This window comes from Micrococcaceae bacterium Sec5.7, assembly GCA_039636785.1.
Classification (GTDB): domain Bacteria; phylum Actinomycetota; class Actinomycetes; order Actinomycetales; family Micrococcaceae; genus Arthrobacter.
The window spans coordinates 1,631,174-1,649,672 of the sequence record CP144169.1 but is presented as its reverse complement, the minus strand read 5'-3'; the positions used below and the strand labels follow the sequence as shown (position 1 = coordinate 1,649,672).

The following is an 18,499-nucleotide window of genomic DNA, read 5'->3' as shown; positions in this document are numbered from 1 at the left end:
CCCTAGCTAAGATTCCGTGCCCTAGCTAAGTTTCGAGGATTTCGCCGGTGGTCATATTGACCGCTGGTATCGTCTCGTTCGATTCCGCAGCAGCGCGGAAGTGGCTGACAATGGAGGCTGCCAGTGATGGCCCGATCCCCTTTGTGGCTGTCAGTTCCGCTTCTGACGCAGCCTTGATGCCCTTTACCGAGCCGAAATGGGCAAGGAGCGCCTTGCGTTTGGACTCGCCGAGCCCCGCAACACCGTCCAGGGCGGAGACCGTCATGGCTTTCCCCCGCTTCTGCCGGTGGAAAGTGATGGCAAACCGGTGTGCTTCATCACGGATCCGCTGCAGCAGGTAGAGGCCCTGCGATGTACGCGGCAGAATCACCGGGAAGTCGCTGTCCGGCAGCCAGACCTCCTCCAGCCGCTTGGCCAGGCCCACAACGTAGACGTCCTCTATCCCGAGCTCTGCGAGGGCGCGGGCCGCCGCGTTGACCTGGGGCTTGCCGCCGTCCACCACCACCAAGTTGGGCGGGTAGGCAAAACGGGCTCTGGGCGCGGGTGTCGTGGTGTCCGCCACGGAGGCATCAGCTGCCGAAGCCAGGGCAGCCTGATGGCCAGGAAGCTGCGCCGCCTCGACCTGTGCAGTCTTGTCCAGGAGATAGTGCCGGAACCGCCGGGTCAGGACGTCATGCATCGCGGCCGTGTCGTCAGCAGCTGCGGCGCCCGTCACGGAGAACTTCCGGTAATCGGACTTCTTTGGCAGGCCGTCCTCGACCACCACCATGGATGCCACCACGTTGGTGCCCTGGACATGGGAAACGTCGAAGCACTCAATCCGCAGGAGCGCCACCGGCAGGTCCAATGCTTCCTGCAGCTCCACCAGCGCCTGCGACCGGACCGTCAGATCGCCGGCCCGGCGTGTTTTGTGCAGCTTCAGGGCGTGCTCGGCGTTCTCCCGCACCGTGGACATCAGCGCTGCCTTGTCACCGCGCTGCGGCACGCGGACGTCCACTTTAGCGCCGCGCAGCCCGCCCAGCCACTCGGTGAGATCGGCGGCATTGCTCGGCGCCACCGGGACGAGAACCTCGCGGGGCAACCGGCCGTGACTGTCGCCGTCCTCACCATAGACCTGCTGCAGCAGGTGCTCCACCAGGTCAGGTGTAGTGGAATCCTCCACCTTTTCAACGACCCAGCCGCGCTGACCGCGGACTCTGCCGCCGCGCACGTGGAACACCTGGACGGCAGCCTCCAGCTCATCTTCGTGGATCGCAAAGACGTCAGCGTCTGTATCCTCGGCGAGGACCACCGCGTTGCGCTCGAAGACCTTCCGCAGCGCGGAGATGTCGTCACGGAGGCGGGCGGCGCGTTCGTAGTCCAGCTCAGCCACGGCCGCCGCCATTTCCCTATCCAGCTTTCCGATAAAGCGTTTGGCCTCGCCGCCCATAAATGAACAGAAATCCTCCGCCAGCGCCCGGTGCTCTTCGGGTGTGACACGGCCAACACACGGCGCGGCGCATTTGTCGATGTAGCCCAGCAGACACGGCCTGCCGCTGGCTTGGGCACGCTTCAATACACCGGGGCTGCAGCTGCGGACCGGAAAGACCCTGAGCAGGGTGTCCATGGTCTCCCGGATGGCACCGGCCGTATACGGACCGAAATACCGCGTGCCCTTCCTGCGGTCGCCGCGCATGACCTGCACCCGGGGGAACTTCTCTCCCATGGTGAGCGCCAGGTAGGGGTAGGTTTTGTCGTCCCGGAACACTACGTTGAAGCGCGGCTTGAATTCCTTGATCCAGGTGTATTCCAGCTGCAGCGACTCCAGCTCGCTTCCCACCACAGTCCATTCAACACTGCTCGCCGCATGGACCATGGCGTGGGTCTTCGGCAAAAGGCCCGCCGGGTTGGCGAAGTAGGAGTTGAGCCGGGACCGGAGGCTCTTGGCCTTGCCCACGTAGATGACCCGGCCCTGCGGATCGCGGAACCTGTACACGCCCGGGTTGGTGGGAATCTCCCCTGTCCGGGGTCTGTAACTCGCTGGATCTGCCACTGTTCCAGTCTACTGAGGCGCTGCCTTGCCTGCGGCCGGGCCCCGCTCCGGGCTCCGGGCTCCGATCCGTACTATTCGACGGTTTTGCTTTGGTTGTAGCTGGTGGAGCGCTCCTGGCCGCTCAGTTCGGCGATGGCATCCATGATCCGGTCGGTGACCTGCCGCCGGGCAGGAAGGGAATGGTCCGGGCCTGTCTTCTCAAAGTAGAGGGGCTCCCCGACCTTCATGATGAAGTGCTGCGGCTTGACGGCGTTCCGGCCCGCCGGTTGCAGGTTTTCCGTGCCGATCAGACCCACCGGAATGACCGGGGCTCCGGTGGTCAGCGCAAGCCAGCCGACGCCGGTGCGGCCGCGGTACAGGATGCCGTCCCGCGAGCGTGTTCCCTCCGGGTAGATTCCGATTCCCTTGCCAGATTCCAGGATGTCAAGCAGCGTTTTCAGCGCCTGGACACTGGCTGCCTGTTCACCACGATCTACCGGAATGGAACCCACGGCTTCGAAGAACGACTTCATGACACGGCCCTTGACACCCGTGGTGGTGAAGTACTCGGCCTTGGCAAAGAAGGCCACGGGGCGAGGCATGAGGGCCTGGACGATCACACTGTCCAGGAATGACAGGTGGTTCGGGGCAACAATGAACGGCCCGTCCTTGGGAACATTCTCGAGACCAATGACAGTGGGCCGGCAGGTTCCGGCAATGAGCCCGCGGGTAGTCCAGCGGATCGCATCAAACAGTGCCATCGTTTTGCACCTCGCTCATGGCTGCGCTGTGGATCGATTCGAGGTGTTCAACGGTTTGCAGCAGGGCAGCCGTGTTGTCGACAACGGTCACAGCTCCCGCTTCCTGAAGCTCTCCATCCGTTGCAAAGCCCCAGCTGACCCCGATGCAGTCGAGGCCGTTTGCGATGGCACCTGCGACGTCCTGCGCCCGGTCGCCCACCATGATGGCGTGCTGCGTGCCCAGGTCCGACAAGGCGGCGGCGATGATCCCGGTCTTGCCGACTGGTCCGTCGGCCGCGGCAGATTCATCCGCCGCCGATCCCCTGATGAACTGGAAAAGGCCGGCGATTCCGTGGTGTTCCAGGACGGTCCGCGCCAGACCTTCCGGTTTCTGGGTGGCCACTGCAATCGGACGGCCGGCCGCAACGAAGTTCTCCAGCAACCCGCGGATTCCCGGATACAGCCGGCCCTGGGCAATGCCGGTGGCCAGATAATACTGCCGGTAGATGCGTATTGCCTCGTCCAGTTGGCCGGCCGGAACCATCGCAACGTTCAGGAGCGAATCGCTGAGTTTGGGACCGATCATCGCATCCAGCAGTTCCTGGCTGGGAACGGGAATGCCCAGTTCCCCGAGAGCCGAAGCAATTCCGTCTGATATTCCGCCGGCCGGATCGACAAGAGTGCCGTCCAGGTCGAAGATTACGGGCACTGTTGAAAGAGTCACCGGCTTAGTTTCTCACGACAGCACTAATGCCCGAAACTCGCATGCCCGCAGAGGAATACTTCCGCGCCGGCCCACGGCATTTCCAGGCCCGCGCGTTGCACATGCCTTCCGCTAGCGCAGAATGTCCGCCAGGAACGACGCCGTGTAGCTTTCAGTGGACTTTGCGAGCTGCTCGGGCGTGCCCGTTGCAACGATCTGGCCGCCGCCGGATCCGCCATCAGGGCCGAGGTCCACGATCCAGTCCGCGCTCTTGATGACATCCAGGTTGTGTTCGATGGTTATTACCGTGTTGCCTTTGTCCACCAGTCCCTGGAGCACCATCAGCAGTTTACGGATGTCCTCGAAGTGGAGACCGGTGGTTGGCTCGTCCAGGACATAGACGCTGCGGCCGTTGGAACGCTTCTGCAGCTCCGCAGCCAGCTTCACCCGCTGGGCCTCACCTCCGGAGAGAGTGGTTGCGGGCTGGCCCAGACGTACGTAGCCGAGTCCGACGTCGACCAGCGTGTTCAGATGCCGTGCAATCGGCGAGAAAGCAGCGAAGAACTCTGCACCTTCCTCGATGGGCATGTTCAGCACATCCGCGATGGTCTTGCCCTTGTAGTGCACTTCCAGTGTTTCGCGGTTGTACCTGGCACCATGGCAGACCTCGCACGGAACATAAACGTCCGGCAGGAAGTTCATCTCAATCTTCAGCGTGCCATCGCCGGAGCAGGCTTCACACCGGCCGCCCTTGACGTTGAACGAAAAGCGTCCCGGCTGGTAACCGCGGACCTTGGCCTCGGTGGTCTCGGCGAAGAGCTTCCGGATGTTGTCAAACACACCGGTATAGGTGGCGGGGTTGGAACGGGGTGTACGGCCGATAGGGCTCTGATCCACGTGGACCACTTTGTCCAGGTGCTCCAGCCCCTGGACGCTCCGGTGGCGGCCAGCCACCTGCTTGGCTCCGTTGAGCTTGTTTGCCAGCACTTTATAGAGGATCTCGTTGACCAGTGTGGACTTTCCGGAGCCGCTCACACCCGTTACCGCTGTGAAAAGACCCAGCGGGAACGCGGCGTCAACGTTGACCAGGTTGTTTTCACGGGCGCCGATGACCTTGAGCTCACGCTTCTTGTCATACTTCCGCCGCTTCTTCGGGATTTCGATCTTTTTCCGGCCCGACAGGTAGTCGCCCGTCAGCGATTCTGTGTTCTCCAGCAGCTCCTTGTACGAACCGGAGTGCACCACCCGTCCACCGTGCTCGCCGGCGCCCGGGCCGATGTCCACGATCCAGTCCGCCTCCTGGATGGTGTCCTCGTCATGCTCCACCACAATGAGCGTGTTTCCGAGATCGCGCAGCCGTGTGAGGGTTTCAATCAGCCGGCGGTTGTCCCGCTGGTGCAGCCCGATGGACGGCTCGTCAAGGACGTACAGGACGCCCACGAGCCCGGAGCCGATCTGGGTCGCGAGCCTGATCCGCTGGGCCTCTCCGCCTGAAAGTGTGCCCGACGGCCGTTCAAGGTTCAGGTATTCCAGTCCGACATCCAGCAGGAAAGTCAGCCGTGCCTGGATCTCCTTGAGCACCTGATGGGCAATCTGCGCTTCGCGTCCCGTGAGCACCAGGTTGTTCAGGAATTCCGCACACTGGCGCATGGGCATGGCGGCCACATCGGCAATGGATTTCTCGTTGATCAGAACGGACAGCGAGGCCGGATTCAGCCGGGCGCCGTTACAGACCGGGCACGGGATCTCCCGCATGTATTCCTCGTAGCGGTTCCTGGCCCAGTCGGAGTCCGTTTCACCATGCTTGCGGTGGACGTACTGGATGGCGCCCTCGAAGCCGGTGCTGTACTTGCGCTCCCGGCCGAAACGGTTCCGGTACTGGACCACAACGTTATGGTCCTTGCCATGCAACACGGTCTGACGGACGTCGGCGGAAAGCTTCTCCCAGGGCGTGTCCATGGAGAATTCCAGCTCTTTGGCCAACCCCGCCAGCAGCCGGTTCCAGTATTCCGTGGTGGCGGTGCCAAGAGACCACGGCGCGATGGCGCCCTGGCCCAGAGAGAGCTCCGGATTGGGGACGATGAGCTCCTCGTCCACTTCCAGTTTTGTGCCAATGCCACTGCATGCCGGGCAGGCGCCGAACGGATTGTTGAACGAGAATGACCGCGGCTCGATTTCGTCGATGGCCAGCGGGTGTTCATTGGGGCATGCAAGGTTTTCCGAGAACGCCCTCAGACGGCCACGGGCGTCGGCGTCAAGATCCACGAACTCTGCCAGGACCCTGCCTTCGGCCAGGCCGAGTGCCGTCTCCACGGAATCGGTCAGCCGCTGGCTGATGCCCTCCTTGACCACCAGCCTGTCCACCACCACTTCAATGCTGTGCTTGAACTGCTTGCCCAGCTTGGGAGGTTCGTTGAGCTGGATCAGCTCGCCGTCCACCCGGGCGCGTGAGTAGCCCTTGGCGGTCAGCTCCTTGAAGAGTTCCACGAACTCCCCCTTACGTCCGCGGACCACGGGCGCGAGCACCTGGAAGCGTGTTCCGTCGTCCAGTTCCAGCAGCTGGTCCACAATCTGCTGGGGCGTCTGCTTTGTAACGGGCTCGGCACAGACAGGACAGTGCGGCCGCCCCACCCTGGCCCAGAGCAGGCGCATGTAGTCGTAGATCTCGGTAATGGTTCCCACGGTGGAGCGGGGGTTCTTGCTCGTGGACTTTTGGTCAATGGACACCGCAGGCGAGAGACCTTCGATGAAATCGACGTCGGGCTTGTCCACCTGCCCGAGGAACTGGCGCGCGTAGGCCGACAGCGACTCAACATAGCGGCGCTGACCCTCGGCAAAGATGGTGTCGAACGCCAAGGAGGATTTCCCGGACCCGGACAGTCCCGTGAAAACGATCATGGCATCGCGGGGAAGATCGAGATCAACGTTGCGCAGGTTGTGTTCACGTGCCCCCTTCACTATGAGGCGGGACAGGTCCGGGCGCGCCGGCTTGGGTCCGTCTACAGGCGCGACGGCGGACTTGTTTTCAACGGCTGTTTCTTCAACTACGGCTTTGGGCACGGACTAATGCTAATCGAAAACTTCTTCGAATATCCATGCGGCCGGCTATTCGGCGTCGTAGGCCGCGGCGAACAGCTGCACGGCCTCGGCGAACGAAACCCCTTGTGCCTTGGCGGCCCCTGCGAAATCTGCGGCGGCGGCTGTCACCGCGCCCCAACGCTCATCCCGGGCGCAGACCACCGTCCCGTTCCGCCCCCGTGTGGCCACTACCCCTGCCGCCTCAAGTTCCTTGTAGGCACGCGCCACCGTGTGGGGTGCCACGCCGAGGAGCCCGGCCAGGCTTCTGACCGCGGGCAGCCTGGTGCCGGCAGATAGCGTGCCCCGGTCCGCCTGCTCGATCACGTGCAGCCGCAACTGATCAAAAAGCGGCACCGAGCTGCTTTCGTTGGGTTTCCAGTTCCCGGGAAAGGAAACGCCCGCGCTCACAGGCCGGCCCCCATATTCCCGCGCTTCCGGCTGCGTCCGGCAAACTGGGCGGTGTAGAGGTTTGTGTAGAATCCCTTCGCCGCCAGCAGGTCAGGGTGGGTTCCGTGTTCAACGATGCGTCCGTGGTCCATGACCAAGATTAGATCAGCGTCCCGGACGGTGGACAAACGGTGGGCAATAACAAAGCTGGTCCGGCCACTCCGCAGCCGTTGCATCGCTTCCCTGATCAGGACCTCAGTCCTGGTGTCCACGGAGCTCGTGGCCTCGTCCAGGATCAGGACACTCCGGCCTGCCAGCTGTGCCCTGGCAATGGTGATGAGCTGGCGCTGGCCCTGGCTCAGCGAGCCGCCCCCATTGCCCAGCATGGTGGCGTAACCCGCGGGCAGCGACCTGACAAAATGATCCACGTGGCTGGCCTTGGCCGCCGCGATCACGTCAGCGTCGCTGGCCCCGGGACGGCCGTATTCAATGTTCTCCCGGATGGTCCCCGTGAACAGCCACGCGTCCTGAAGCACCATGCCGAACCCGCTGCGAAGGACATCCCGGGGCATGGCTGAGATATCGATCCCATCCATCGTGATCCGGCCCGAGTCGAGCTCGTAAAAACGCATCAGCAGATTAACAACGGTGGTTTTACCGGCCCCGGTGTGGCCAACGATTGCGACGGTCTGGCCGGGCTCCACCGCGAAGGAGAGATCCCTGACTGCGGGTGAAACCGGGTCATAACCGAACGTTACGTGGTCAAATACGATCCGGCCGCCTGGTTCAGCGGTGGCCCCCACAACGTCCGGCTCCGCCGGAATCTCGTCAGCATCCAGCAGCGAAAAAACCCGCTCAGCCGAGGCCGCGCAGGATTGCATAAGGGTCAGCATGCCGCCGATCTGGCCCATGGGCTGGGTGAACAGCCGGCTGAACTGGATGAATGCCTGGATTCCGCCGATGGTCATGGCGCCCGCGGCCACCTGCAGTGCCCCCACCACGGCGACGGCAATGTAGTTGAGATTTGAAACAGCCACCATGAGAGGCTGCACAATGCCGGAAGCATACTGTGCGCGCGCCGCGGTGAGGGCAAGACGGTCGTTGCTGCCCCCGAAGACTGCCGCTGCAGCCTCCTGACGGCTGAACGCCTTGATGACCTCATGGCCCGTGACGTATTCCTCGATGTGGGCGTTCAGCTCCCCCGTTGCCGTCCACTGATCGGCGAAGTGGAACTGGGACTTCCTGGCAACCAGCACCGTGATGAGCGTGGAAAGCGGTACGGATGCCAGTGCTATGGCGGCAAGCAGCGGCGAGATCCACAGCATCATGGCCAGTGCACCGCAAAGCATCAGGACGGACATAATCAGCTGTGTGAGCAGCTGGTTGAAGGTCTGCGAGATGTTGTCAATGTCATTGGTGGCCCGGCTCAGGACGTCACCGCGTGTTTGCTCCTGGAAGTGGGTTGACGGCAATCTGTGCAGTTTCTCCTGCACTGACGCCCGCAGGCCATAGATGAGCCGCTGGACGGCGCCGGCTGTGAGCGCGCCCTGGATCCAGCTGAACAGCGACGCGCCAACATACATCAGCGCTACCGTCACCAACAGCGCCGCAAGTTTCCCTTGGTTAAGAGTTCCGCCATAAAAACCGTCAACCACAACGTCGGTGGCGTCACCGAGGAGCTTGGGGGCGGCCACGTTAAGCGCCACGAATCCGCAGGTGGCGGCAACCACCGTCAGCATCCGCCATTTGACGGGCCCCAACAGGCCAAGCAGCCTCATCGCCGCTTGCCGGAACCGCGCCGGGTTCTGCCCCGCAGCGGCGGATTCCGTCACGGGGAGTCCTCCAGTGCAAGCTGGGAGGCAGCTATCTCACGGTACGTCCGGGAGGATTCCAGAAGCTCAGCGTGGGTGCCCTGCGCCACGAGACGTCCATCGTCAAGCACGAGTATGAGACTGGCGTCGACGATTGTGGAGACCCGCTCGGCGACGATTATCGTCACGGCCCCATCCAATGTGGGCGCCATGGCATCACGCAGCCGGGCTTCGGTAGCGTAGTCAAGGGCTGAAAAGCTGTCATCAAAAAGATAAACGGGGGCTTTCCGCAGCAAGGCCCTGGCAATGCAGAGCCGCTGCCGCTCACCGCCTGACAGCCCCGTGCCGCCCTGGGCCACGGCGGACTGCAGCCCGCCGGGCAGCTTCCGGACAAAGTCCTCAGCCTGCGCTGTGCGGAGGGCCAGCCACAGCTCCAGATCCGGCGCGGACGGCGCCGCAACCCGCAGATTTTCCGCCACGGTTCCCGCGAAGAGGTATGCCTGTTGCGGCACCATGGAGAGACAGCCCCTGAGGTGGTCCAGCCGGAGCGAGCGGATATTGTGTCCTGCGATTCTGATTTCCCCGGCCGTTGCATCGAGAAAGCGCGGCAGCAGGTTGAGCAGTGTGGACTTGCCGCTGCCCGTTGATCCGATGATGGCGGTGGTGGTTCCAGGGCGTGCTGTAAAGGTGACGTTTCCGAGCACAGCGGCTTCAGCGCCCGGGTAGGAGAAACCGACATTGCGGAACTCCACTGCCCCCTTTAGGGCACCCCCTGCTGCCATGGCCAGGGGGTCGGCGGCGTCCGCCGCGTCTGAGATGGCAGGTGCGGTGTCAAGCACTGCCTGGATACGCTCTGCGCAGACTGCGGCTCGTGGGGCTGTCATAAACACGTACATGGCCATCATGATGGCCATCAGGATCTGCAGAATGTAGGCGATGAAGGCGGTCAGCGAACCGAGCTGCATCTGGCCGTCCTCGATCCGGTGCCCGCCGAACCAGACCACGCCCACGGAGGAAAGGTTCACCACAATCATGATCAGGGGCAGCATTCCTGCCACCATCAGCGCGGATTGCAGGTTGTTGCCCGTGAGTTGGCGGTTCGCTTCGGCGAACCTGCTTGTTTCGTGACGCTGACGGACAAAGGCACGGATGACGTTGGCGCCGATGATCTGTTCCCGCAGCACTCCACCGATGCGGTCAACCAGTTCCTGGCCGCGCCGGTAGAGGGGCACCAGCCGGCGCACAATCAAGTACATGATCAGCAGCAGCACCGGCACAATGGCAATCACGATTCCGGATAGCGCCACATCCTTGTGCAGAGCCAGCGCAATGCCTCCGATTCCCATGACTGGCGCGGCCACCAGCATGGTGAAGACAAGCACCGCGAGCGACTGGATCTGTTGGACGTCGATGGTGGCGCGCGTTATGAGGCTCGGTGTGCCGAAGGCCGCGACTTCCTGGGAGGACAGGTTCTGGATTTGGGCAAAAAGCTCCCGGCGCAGCTGCCGCCCCAGCTTCATTGCCACGGATGCACCGAGGTATCCCGCCCCCAAAGCAGCGAGTACCTGCATGGCGGCGATGCCCGACATCCAGCCGCCCAGCCGGAGAATCAGTCCGGTATCACCTTTGACGATTCCATCGTCGATGATGCTGGCATTGATCGTGGGCAGGAGCAGATTCCCTGCGGTCTGGACAAGCTGCAGGAGCAGAATGGCCGTGACAGCAACCTTGTGGCCCGCAAGCAGCCGCGCCATCATTCGGACAAGCACCGTACCTCCATGCGTAGATCGGGAGTCGGATCCAGAATCAGCAAGACGCCAGCCGCCATTAGCTGCCCCGCCATTGTAAGCCACATCACACTGCGCATTGTTCTCACACGCTGTGAAAACAACGTGATCCGGCCGAATCCGCCGGATCAAAGCGTCAGTGGCGCTTGCGGGCCACGGCGAAAATTCTGCGGAACGGGAAGACTGTGCCGTGCTCCATGGACGGATAGGCCTCGTCCAGAAGGGCAGAGTATTCGGATTCGAACGCCTCCGCATCTTCTGGTGGCAGCGCAGCCAGGACAGGCCGCAGCCCGGTACCCCGGACCCATTCCAGTACCGGATTCTTCCCCGGAAGTACCTGCTGGTATGTGGTCTCCCAGGCCTCAGCCGAACATCCGGCGTCGAGCATGGTCTGCAGATAACTGGCCGGCTCGGCTACCGCACCGTCATGCCGCAATACGCCGTCGAGCTTTGCAGACCATTCGGCTGACTCCGCCAGCTCCCGCATCAGCACGTGCGAAGGAGAGCTGAAGTTTCCCGGCACCTGAAGGGCGAACCAGGCTCCGGGCGTCAGCGCTGCCGCCCAGCCGGCCAGTAATTCCAGGTGGCCGGGCACCCATTGCAATGCGGCGTTGGTAACCACAACGTCTGTCTCGGCTGCGGGCGTCCACTCCGCGATATCGGCAAGTCCGAAGCTCAGGCCAGGCGCGGCTTCCTCATAAGGGGCGGATCTCGCCAGCATCTCGGCTGAGGAATCCAGGCCCAGTACCTCGGCGTCCGGCCAGCGCTCTGCAAGTGTTGCAGTCAGGTTGCCCGGCCCGCAGCCCAGATCCACCACGTGGCGGGGAGCCGAGGCATGGACGCGGCCCGTCAGGTCGAAGTAGGGTCTGTCCCGGTAATCACCGAACTGGACATATTTTGCTGGATCCCATTTCAAGTCTGCCTCCGGGGGTTCGTGCTGGCACCGACACCGTGAGCCTAGCCCTGCCCCGCCCGCACACCAAGGCGGCAGCCTCCCCCGGCGCCGTGGTGTCGGTGCCTGGCACTAAGCTGGAAATCAATGAAACTCGTTGAACAGCTTCCTGCCCCGGCCGAACGAAACCCCACGGGTGCAGGCGCCGACCCGGACGGGCTGTACACCCGGTTTGTCGAGTGGACGGAAAGCCGCGGCCTTGAACTCTATGCGGCGCAGGACGAGGCCATCATGGAGCTGGCCTCCGGAGCCAATGTCATCCTGGCGACGCCCACCGGATCCGGCAAGTCTCTCGTGGCCATCGCGGCGCACTTCCAGTCCATGGCGCGAGGCGAACGCAGTTATTACACGGCCCCCATCAAAGCCCTGGTCTCGGAGAAGTTCTTTGCCCTGTGCGAGATCTTCGGGGCAGAGAACGTTGGCATGATCACCGGCGATTCCGGCGTCAACCAGGATGCGCCCATCATCTGCTGCACCGCGGAAATCCTCGCAAACATCGCTCTCCGTGAAGGCACCGCGGCAGTGTTGGGCTCCGTCATCATGGACGAATTCCACTTCTATTCCGATCCCCAGCGCGGCTGGGCGTGGCAGGTCCCGCTGCTGGAACTCCCCCAGGCGCAGTTTCTGCTGATGTCCGCCACCCTTGGCGATGTCAGCCGCTTCGAGGCCGGCATTACTGAACTCACCGGGCGTCCGACGACGACTGTCAGTTCCGCTGAGCGTCCCATTCCGCTGCACTACTACTACCACCAGACCCCGGTCCACGAAACGCTCGAAGAGCTGCTGTCCACCAAGCAGGTCCCGGTGTATGTGGTGCACTTCAGCCAGATCGAAGCCATTGACCGGGCCCAGACCCTGATGAGCATCAACGTCTGCACGCGCGAAGAGAAGGACCGGATTGCGGAGCTGATTGCCGGGTTCCGGTTTGCCGCCGGCTTCGGCAAGACCCTGAACCGGCTGGTGCGCCACGGTATCGGCGTCCACCACGCCGGGATGCTGCCGAAGTACCGTCGCCTGGTGGAGCAGCTGGCCCAGGCCGGTCTGCTGAAGGTCATCTGCGGCACCGACACCCTGGGCGTAGGCATCAACGTTCCCATCCGCACGGTGCTGCTCACGGCGCTCAGCAAGTACGACGGCGTCCGGACACGGCTGCTGAATTCCCGTGAATTCCATCAGATCGCGGGCCGGGCCGGCCGCGCAGGCTACGACACCGCCGGCACTGTGGTGGTACAGGCCCCCGAGCATGTGGTGGAAAACGTCAAAGCCATGGCGAAGGCCACTGCCAAGTTCGGCGACGACCAGAAAAAGCTCCGCCAGGTGGTCAAAAAGAAACCGCCTGAAGGCTTCGTGTCCTGGGGCGAGCCCACCTACACGCGCCTGGTTGGGTCCGTCCCGGACCCGCTCACCTCAAGCTTCACCGTGACCCACTCAATGCTGATGAACCTGATGGAACGCCCCGGTGATCCCTTCAAGGCCGCCCGGCGCCTGCTGACTGAAAACCATGAGCCCCGGTCTTCCCAGCTCCAGCTGATGAAAAAGGCACTGGGCATCTACCGGGAACTGCTTGCTGCCGAAGTGGTGGAACGCATCCCGGGGAAGCAACAGGGGACGGACGGACGGACCGTCAGGTTGACCGTCCATCTGCAGGCCAACTTTGCACTCAACCAGCCACTCTCACCGTTCGCGCTGGCGGCGCTGGAACTGCTGGACCCGGAGTCGGCATCGTATGCCCTGGATGTGGTTTCCGTCATTGAAGCCACCCTCGAAAAGCCCCGGCAGATCCTCTCAGCCCAGCAGAAGAAGGCACGTGGCGAGGCGATCGCCGCCATGAAGGCCGACGGCATAGAATACGACCAGCGAATGGCCATGCTCGAGGAAGTCACATACCCGCAGCCACTGGCGGAAATCCTGGGCGAAGCTTTCGAGGTCTACCGCAAGGCGGCGCCCTGGGTGGGCGACTTCGAGCTCGCCCCCAAGTCCGTGGTGCGGGACATGTACGAACGCGCCATGAACTTCGGCGAGTTCGTCCAGTTTTACGGTCTGGCGCGCTCGGAAGGCATTGTGCTTCGCTACCTCGCCGATGGCTTCAAAGCCCTGCGGCAGACGGTCCCCCAGGATGTCCTCCGGGAAGACCTTGAGGACCTCATTGCCTGGCTGGGTGAGCTGGTCCGCCAAGTGGATTCCAGCCTGCTCGACGAATGGGAGGAGCTGACCTCCGGTGCTGTGCTGACGCCGCATGATGCGCCGCCACCACCGCCGCCGTCGCTCACGTCCAACATCCGTGCATTCCGCGTCATGGTGAGGAATGAAATGTTCCGGCGCGTGGAACTGTTTGCGGATGAGAGCGCCACCGCGCTGGGCGAGCTCGACGGCGGTGCGGGGTGGGATGCCGCACGCTGGGAAGACGTTTTGGACGACTACTTTGACGAACACAACGACATCGGCACCGGGCCTGACGCGAGGGGTCCGGGTCTGCTGATGATCACCGAGGAACCCGGCCTGTGGAAGGTCCGGCAGATCTTCGATGACCCTGCAACGAACCACGACTGGGGAATCTCGGCCGAAGTGGATCTGGCAGCCTCCGACGAAAGCGGTACCGCGGTGGTCCGGGTGACGGACGTCAACAGGCTCTGATTGCCCCTAGTAAGCTCGGATGCATGAGTGTAATCCGGCCCGCAACCGTTGAAGATGTCCCCGCAATCCTGCAGATGATCCATGAACTCGCCATCTACGAAAAGGAACCGGACGCCGTCCGGAACACCCCGGATATGCTGACCGGAGCTTTGTTCGGCCCGAACCCGCAGGTGTTCGCCCATATCGCAGAAAATGCGGCCGGAGAAGTACAGGGGTTTGCCCTCTGGTTCCTCAACTACTCCACGTGGGAAGGCGTCCACGGAATCTACCTCGAAGACTTGTACGTCACACCTGATTCGCGCGGCGAGGGCCATGGCAAGGCGCTGCTGCAGCATCTGGCGGCCACCGCCGTCGAACGCGGTTATGCGCGCGTTGAATGGAGCGTTCTGAACTGGAACGAACCGTCCATTGACTTCTACAAAAGGCTCGGCGCCTTCGCGATGGAGGAATGGTCCACGTTCCGGCTGACGGGAACGGCGCTGGAGACCTTCGGCAGCAGGAAGGAAGCAGGCGTCCGTGGCTGAATCGGCCAAAACCGCGACCTCAGCTGCGCATTCGGTCAGGGCGCGCCATGAATTCCGCGGCATGCGCACGGCGGAGCACTATTTCTCGGTTCCGCTGGACCACTTCGCGTCCGGCCGCAGCACGGAAACCATCACCGTTTTTGCCCGCGAGTACGTTTCCACCGACCACACCGAGGCTGAAGCGGCGCAGCTCCCCTGGCTCGTCTATCTGCAGGGCGGGCCCGGAGGGCGAGGCAACCGGCTGGCCTCGCTGGGCGGCTGGAGCAAGGCCGCCGCCAAGGACTTCCGGATACTGATGCTGGACCAGCGCGGAACCGGTCTGTCATCCCCCATCGACCGAAACACCCTGCCGCTGCGTGGTTCTGCCCGGGAACAGGCAGAATACGTGACACATTTCCGGGCAGATTCGATCGTGGCAGATGCCGAACTGATCCGGCATGCCCTTGGCTCCGGACCATGGACCATCTACGGCCAAAGTTTCGGCGGTTTCTGTGCCCTCAGCTATCTGTCGTTCGCGCCGGAGGGGCTGCGGGAAGTCCTCATCACGGGTGGCCTGGCCCCGCTTACAGGATCAGCTGACCGGGTGTACCGGGCTACCTTCCGTCGCGTGGCGGAACGGAATGCCGAATACTTCCGTTGGTATCCCGAAGACCGGCACACTGTAAACCGTATCGTGCTCCACCTGACACAGACTCCGGAATTCCTGCCTGGCGGCGAGCGGCTCACGGTGGAACGGTTCCAGATGGTGGGTGCATTCCTGGGCGGAAATACCCGAGTGGATGGACTGCACCATCTGTTGGAGGATGCGTTTACTGAAACTCCCGACGGCGTCCGGCTCAGTGACCCGTTTCTGGAACAGCTCCGCGGACTTGTCTCACGCGCCGCCAATCCGCTGTATGCGTTGATGCATGAATCCATTTACGGCCAGGGGAAATCGACGGACTGGGCCGCCTGGCGCGTGCTGCAGGACTTTCCGGAGTTCGCGCCGGACGCCGCGGAAATTCTCCTCACCGGGGAGATGGTGTACCCGTGGTACTTCGAGCAGGACGCTGCGCTGCGCCCGTTGCAGGAAGTGGCCGGGCTGTTGGCGGCGAAGGACGACTGGAAACCGCTGTACCTTCCAGACCGGCTGGCTGCCAACACCGTCCCGGCGGCTGCGGCGGTGTACAGCGATGACATCTACGTTGAGCGGGAACTCTCCCTGGAAACGGCGTCGGCGGTCCGTGGACTCCAGGTCTGGGAGACCGGAGATTTCCACCACGACGGGATTGCGGATGATGGAGAGGCGATCTTCGCCCGGCTGTTGGGCATGACCCGGTCAGTCCGGAACTGACCTTTCAGCGTGTGACGGGCACCCGGTGCCGGAATGTGACGGCCACAACGGTGGCGATCACTCCGGCGGCGATCACGGCCGCAGCCATGTTCAGGCCCTGGTATCCGATCCAGCTCATCACCAGCCCGGAGAATCCTGCCCCGACGGCGCCGGCGGCGCTCATGGTGGTGTCCGAGACGCCCTGAACGAGCACCCGGTGGTCGTCGGCCACGCTTTCGGCCAGCAAGGTGGAGCCGGCGATGGTGGCCGCGGACCAGCCCAGGCCCAGCAGCACCAGACCCATGGTGACCAGCACTGGTTCGGCTGAACCGAATCCGGCGCAGCGGGCCGCGATCAACAGCAGTCCGTGCCCCATCAGGATGGTGCGGATTCTGCCAATGCGGTCCGTGAGCCAACCCATGACCGGTGACAGTGCATACATCCCGGCGATGTGCAGCGAAATGGTGAAACCGATCAGGATGAACACATCCGTGCTCGCGGCATGCGTGTGCCCGTCCGCATGGACGGCCAGCGGTCCTTCCGTGAGCAATTGCAGATGCAGTGGAGTCATGGACATCACCGCTGCCATGCAGCCGTGGGCCGCCACAACGGACAGAAGGGCAAGTCCGGCCCGTGGCGACGCCCTGACAGCAGCCAGCCCCCTTCGGAGGGAACGACGGCGGCGCGGAGCCGGGCCAACCGGTGCCGGACCCGAAGTCGCCGGCCGTGCCGATTCCACCGCTGTGCCAGCGGTGGCGGCCTCTTCCCTCAGCCGCAGTGCCAGGAGGAGCGGATCCGGCCTGAGACCGACAAACAGCAGCAGGGCCGCAAGCGCCAGTCCGGCCGTTGAGAAGACGAATGGTCCGGCGATGGCGGGCAGACCAAGAGCTTCCCCCACGGCTGCACCCGGCCTGATCAGGTTGGGGCCGGCAACAGCCCCGGCTGTTACGGCCCACACCACGATGGCCAGTGAACGTCCGCGGTGTTTTGCATCCGCCAGGTCCACGGCGGCGAACCGCGCCTGGAGATTGGCCGCAGTGCCCAGTCCCAGCAGCGCTGCCCCTGCGAGCAGCACCGGAAACAGGCCACTCACCGTTGCCGCGATCACCAGGACGGCGCCCAGCATGGCAGCCAGCAGGCCGGCCATCAGGCCTGTCCGGCGGCCCCGCCGTTCAGCCAGTTCCGCCAACGGCAGCGCGGCCAGTGCGGCGGCCATTGTCATAGTGGTGGTGACCGAACCAGCCCACGCATTCGAACCGGAGAGCTGAACTGCCAGGAGGGAACCCACAGACAAGCTGGCACCGCTCCCCACACCGCTGAGCAACTGCGCGGAACTCAGCAGCAAAACGGTACGGCGCTGGATCTTATGCGGGTCCAGCGCCGTAACGGTAAGAATAGTCACCGTACGAGCATCGGGCGGAGGGCGCCCCGGGTCCAGGGGACTGGACCCGGGCCGCACTAGTCGGCGTCGCTCAGGCTTTTCTTCGAGTCTTCCTCAAGCCGGGAGTCCAGCTTGGCCTTTTGTACCCCGGAACTCAGCAGGCTGGCGACGACGGCGATGATGATGGTGCCGACGATGACAGCAAGCGAAACATAGGTGGGGATTTCCGGAGCCCATTCGATGTGCTGGCCGCCGTTAATGAACGGAAGCTCATTCACGTGCATGGCGTGCAGGACCAGCTTGACGCCGATGAAGGCCAGGATCACGGACAGTGCGTGCTTCAGGTAGATCAACCGGTTCATCAGGCCGCCCAGCAGGAAGTACAGCTGGCGCAGGCCCATCAGCGCAAAGATGTTCGCCGTAAAGACGATGAACGCGCTCTGGGTCAGGCCGAAGATCGCGGGAATGGAATCCACCGCGAACAGCAGGTCCGTCATGCCGATGGTCACAAAGACGATCAGCATCGGGGTGAAGACCTTCTTGCCGTTGACCACGGTGCGGAGCTTACCGCCGTCGAACTTCTCCGACATGGGGAACACCTTGCGGAGCTTGGCGATCAAAGGATTTTCCCTGTCCTCTTCGTCTTCGCCGTCGTCCTGGGCCTGCTTCCAGGCTGTCCAGAGCAGGAAGGCGCCGAAGATGTAGAAGACCCAGCTGAACTGTTCGATGACGATGGCGCCCAGCAGGATGAAGATCCCGCGCAGGATAAGCGCGATGATGATGCCCACCATCAGCACTTCCTGCTGATATTTACGCGGCACGGAGAAGCGCGCCATGATGATGATGAAGACAAACAGGTTGTCGATGCTGAGGCTGTATTCAGTCACCCAGCCTGCGATGAACTGTCCGCCGTACTCATGGCCGGCGAAGAAGAACATGGCGCCGGCAAAACCAAGGGCCAGAGCGACGTAGAAGGCCACCCACAGCCCGGCTTCCTTCATGGAGGGCTCGTGGGGTCGCCGAAGGACCATAAGGAGGTCAAACGCGAGAATGATGCCGAGGACGACGAAGGAGCCGACCTCGAACCAGACGGGAAGTGTGGGCACAGAAATACCTTTCGCAGGGTACAGAGATGCGGTGTAAGTCTCTCCGGCAGGCCTGGCGCACTTGGTGCTAAAT

General features: G+C 63.1%; 13 protein-coding genes. 3 read left to right on the top strand and 10 right to left on the bottom strand.

The features are described from left to right. Nucleotides 1-25: 25 nt before the first annotated feature. From uvrC to V3C33_07780, 8 genes are all read right to left on the bottom strand, one after another. Nucleotides 26-2,032, bottom strand: coding sequence for an excinuclease ABC subunit UvrC (gene uvrC, locus V3C33_07815; protein XAS69148.1), 2,007 nt, complete (start codon nucleotides 2,030-2,032; stop codon nucleotides 26-28). Between the two features lie 71 nt (nucleotides 2,033-2,103). After that, nucleotides 2,104-2,772 (bottom strand): lysophospholipid acyltransferase family protein, encoded by a 669-nt coding sequence (locus tag V3C33_07810; protein XAS69147.1) that lies wholly within the window; start codon nucleotides 2,770-2,772, stop codon nucleotides 2,104-2,106. Beyond that, a complete protein-coding gene (locus tag V3C33_07805) occupies nucleotides 2,759-3,475 on the bottom strand; it encodes an HAD hydrolase-like protein (GenBank protein XAS69146.1) in 717 nt (238 codons plus the stop codon). The genes V3C33_07810 and V3C33_07805 overlap by 14 nt, the downstream gene beginning before the upstream one ends. A 111-nt stretch (nucleotides 3,476-3,586) precedes the next feature. Further along, a complete protein-coding gene (gene uvrA / locus V3C33_07800) occupies nucleotides 3,587-6,514 on the bottom strand; it encodes an excinuclease ABC subunit UvrA (GenBank protein ID XAS69145.1) in 2,928 nt (975 codons plus the stop codon). Nucleotides 6,515-6,559: 45 nt separating this feature from the next. After that, nucleotides 6,560-6,940: a GntR family transcriptional regulator gene (locus V3C33_07795; GenBank protein ID XAS69144.1), complete on the bottom strand. Its 381-nt coding sequence runs from the start codon at nucleotides 6,938-6,940 to the stop codon at nucleotides 6,560-6,562. Next, nucleotides 6,937-8,658 carry an ABC transporter ATP-binding protein gene (locus V3C33_07790; protein ID XAS69689.1) on the bottom strand — a complete coding sequence of 574 codons (1,722 nt, stop codon included), beginning with the start codon at nucleotides 8,656-8,658 and terminating at the stop codon, nucleotides 6,937-6,939. Before V3C33_07790 ends, V3C33_07795 begins: the two co-directional genes overlap by 4 nt. 89 nt (nucleotides 8,659-8,747) lie before the next feature. Continuing rightward, nucleotides 8,748-10,499, bottom strand: coding sequence for an ABC transporter ATP-binding protein (locus V3C33_07785; protein ID XAS69143.1), 1,752 nt, complete (start codon nucleotides 10,497-10,499; stop codon nucleotides 8,748-8,750). A gap of 154 nt (nucleotides 10,500-10,653) precedes the next feature. After that, nucleotides 10,654-11,433 carry a trans-aconitate 2-methyltransferase gene (locus V3C33_07780; protein XAS69142.1) on the bottom strand — a complete coding sequence of 260 codons (780 nt, stop codon included), beginning with the start codon at nucleotides 11,431-11,433 and terminating at the stop codon, nucleotides 10,654-10,656. A gap of 123 nt (nucleotides 11,434-11,556) precedes the next feature. Here V3C33_07780 and V3C33_07775 point away from each other — a divergent pair, with 123 nt between their 5' ends. The 3 genes from V3C33_07775 (at nucleotide 11,557) to V3C33_07765 (ending at nucleotide 15,960) form a co-directional block, all read left to right on the top strand. Next, nucleotides 11,557-14,103 carry a DUF3516 domain-containing protein gene (locus V3C33_07775; protein ID XAS69141.1) on the top strand — a complete coding sequence of 849 codons (2,547 nt, stop codon included), beginning with the start codon at nucleotides 11,557-11,559 and terminating at the stop codon, nucleotides 14,101-14,103. Between the two features lie 23 nt (nucleotides 14,104-14,126). Beyond that, a complete protein-coding gene (locus tag V3C33_07770; GenBank protein XAS69140.1) occupies nucleotides 14,127-14,627 on the top strand; it encodes a GNAT family N-acetyltransferase in 501 nt (166 codons plus the stop codon). Nucleotides 14,628-14,688: 61 nt separating this feature from the next. Further along, nucleotides 14,689-15,960, top strand: coding sequence for an alpha/beta fold hydrolase (locus tag V3C33_07765; GenBank protein ID XAS69688.1), 1,272 nt, complete (start codon nucleotides 14,689-14,691; stop codon nucleotides 15,958-15,960). Between the two features lie 4 nt (nucleotides 15,961-15,964). Here the strand turns inward: V3C33_07765 and V3C33_07760 are convergent, their stop codons facing one another. Beyond that, entirely contained in the window at nucleotides 15,965-17,341 is a 1,377-nt protein-coding gene (locus tag V3C33_07760; protein XAS69139.1) for an MFS transporter, read from the bottom strand. A 56-nt stretch (nucleotides 17,342-17,397) separates the two neighbouring features. Beyond that, entirely contained in the window at nucleotides 17,398-18,426 is a 1,029-nt protein-coding gene (locus tag V3C33_07755) for a TerC family protein (GenBank protein XAS69138.1), read from the bottom strand. Nucleotides 18,427-18,499 lie beyond the last annotated feature (73 nt).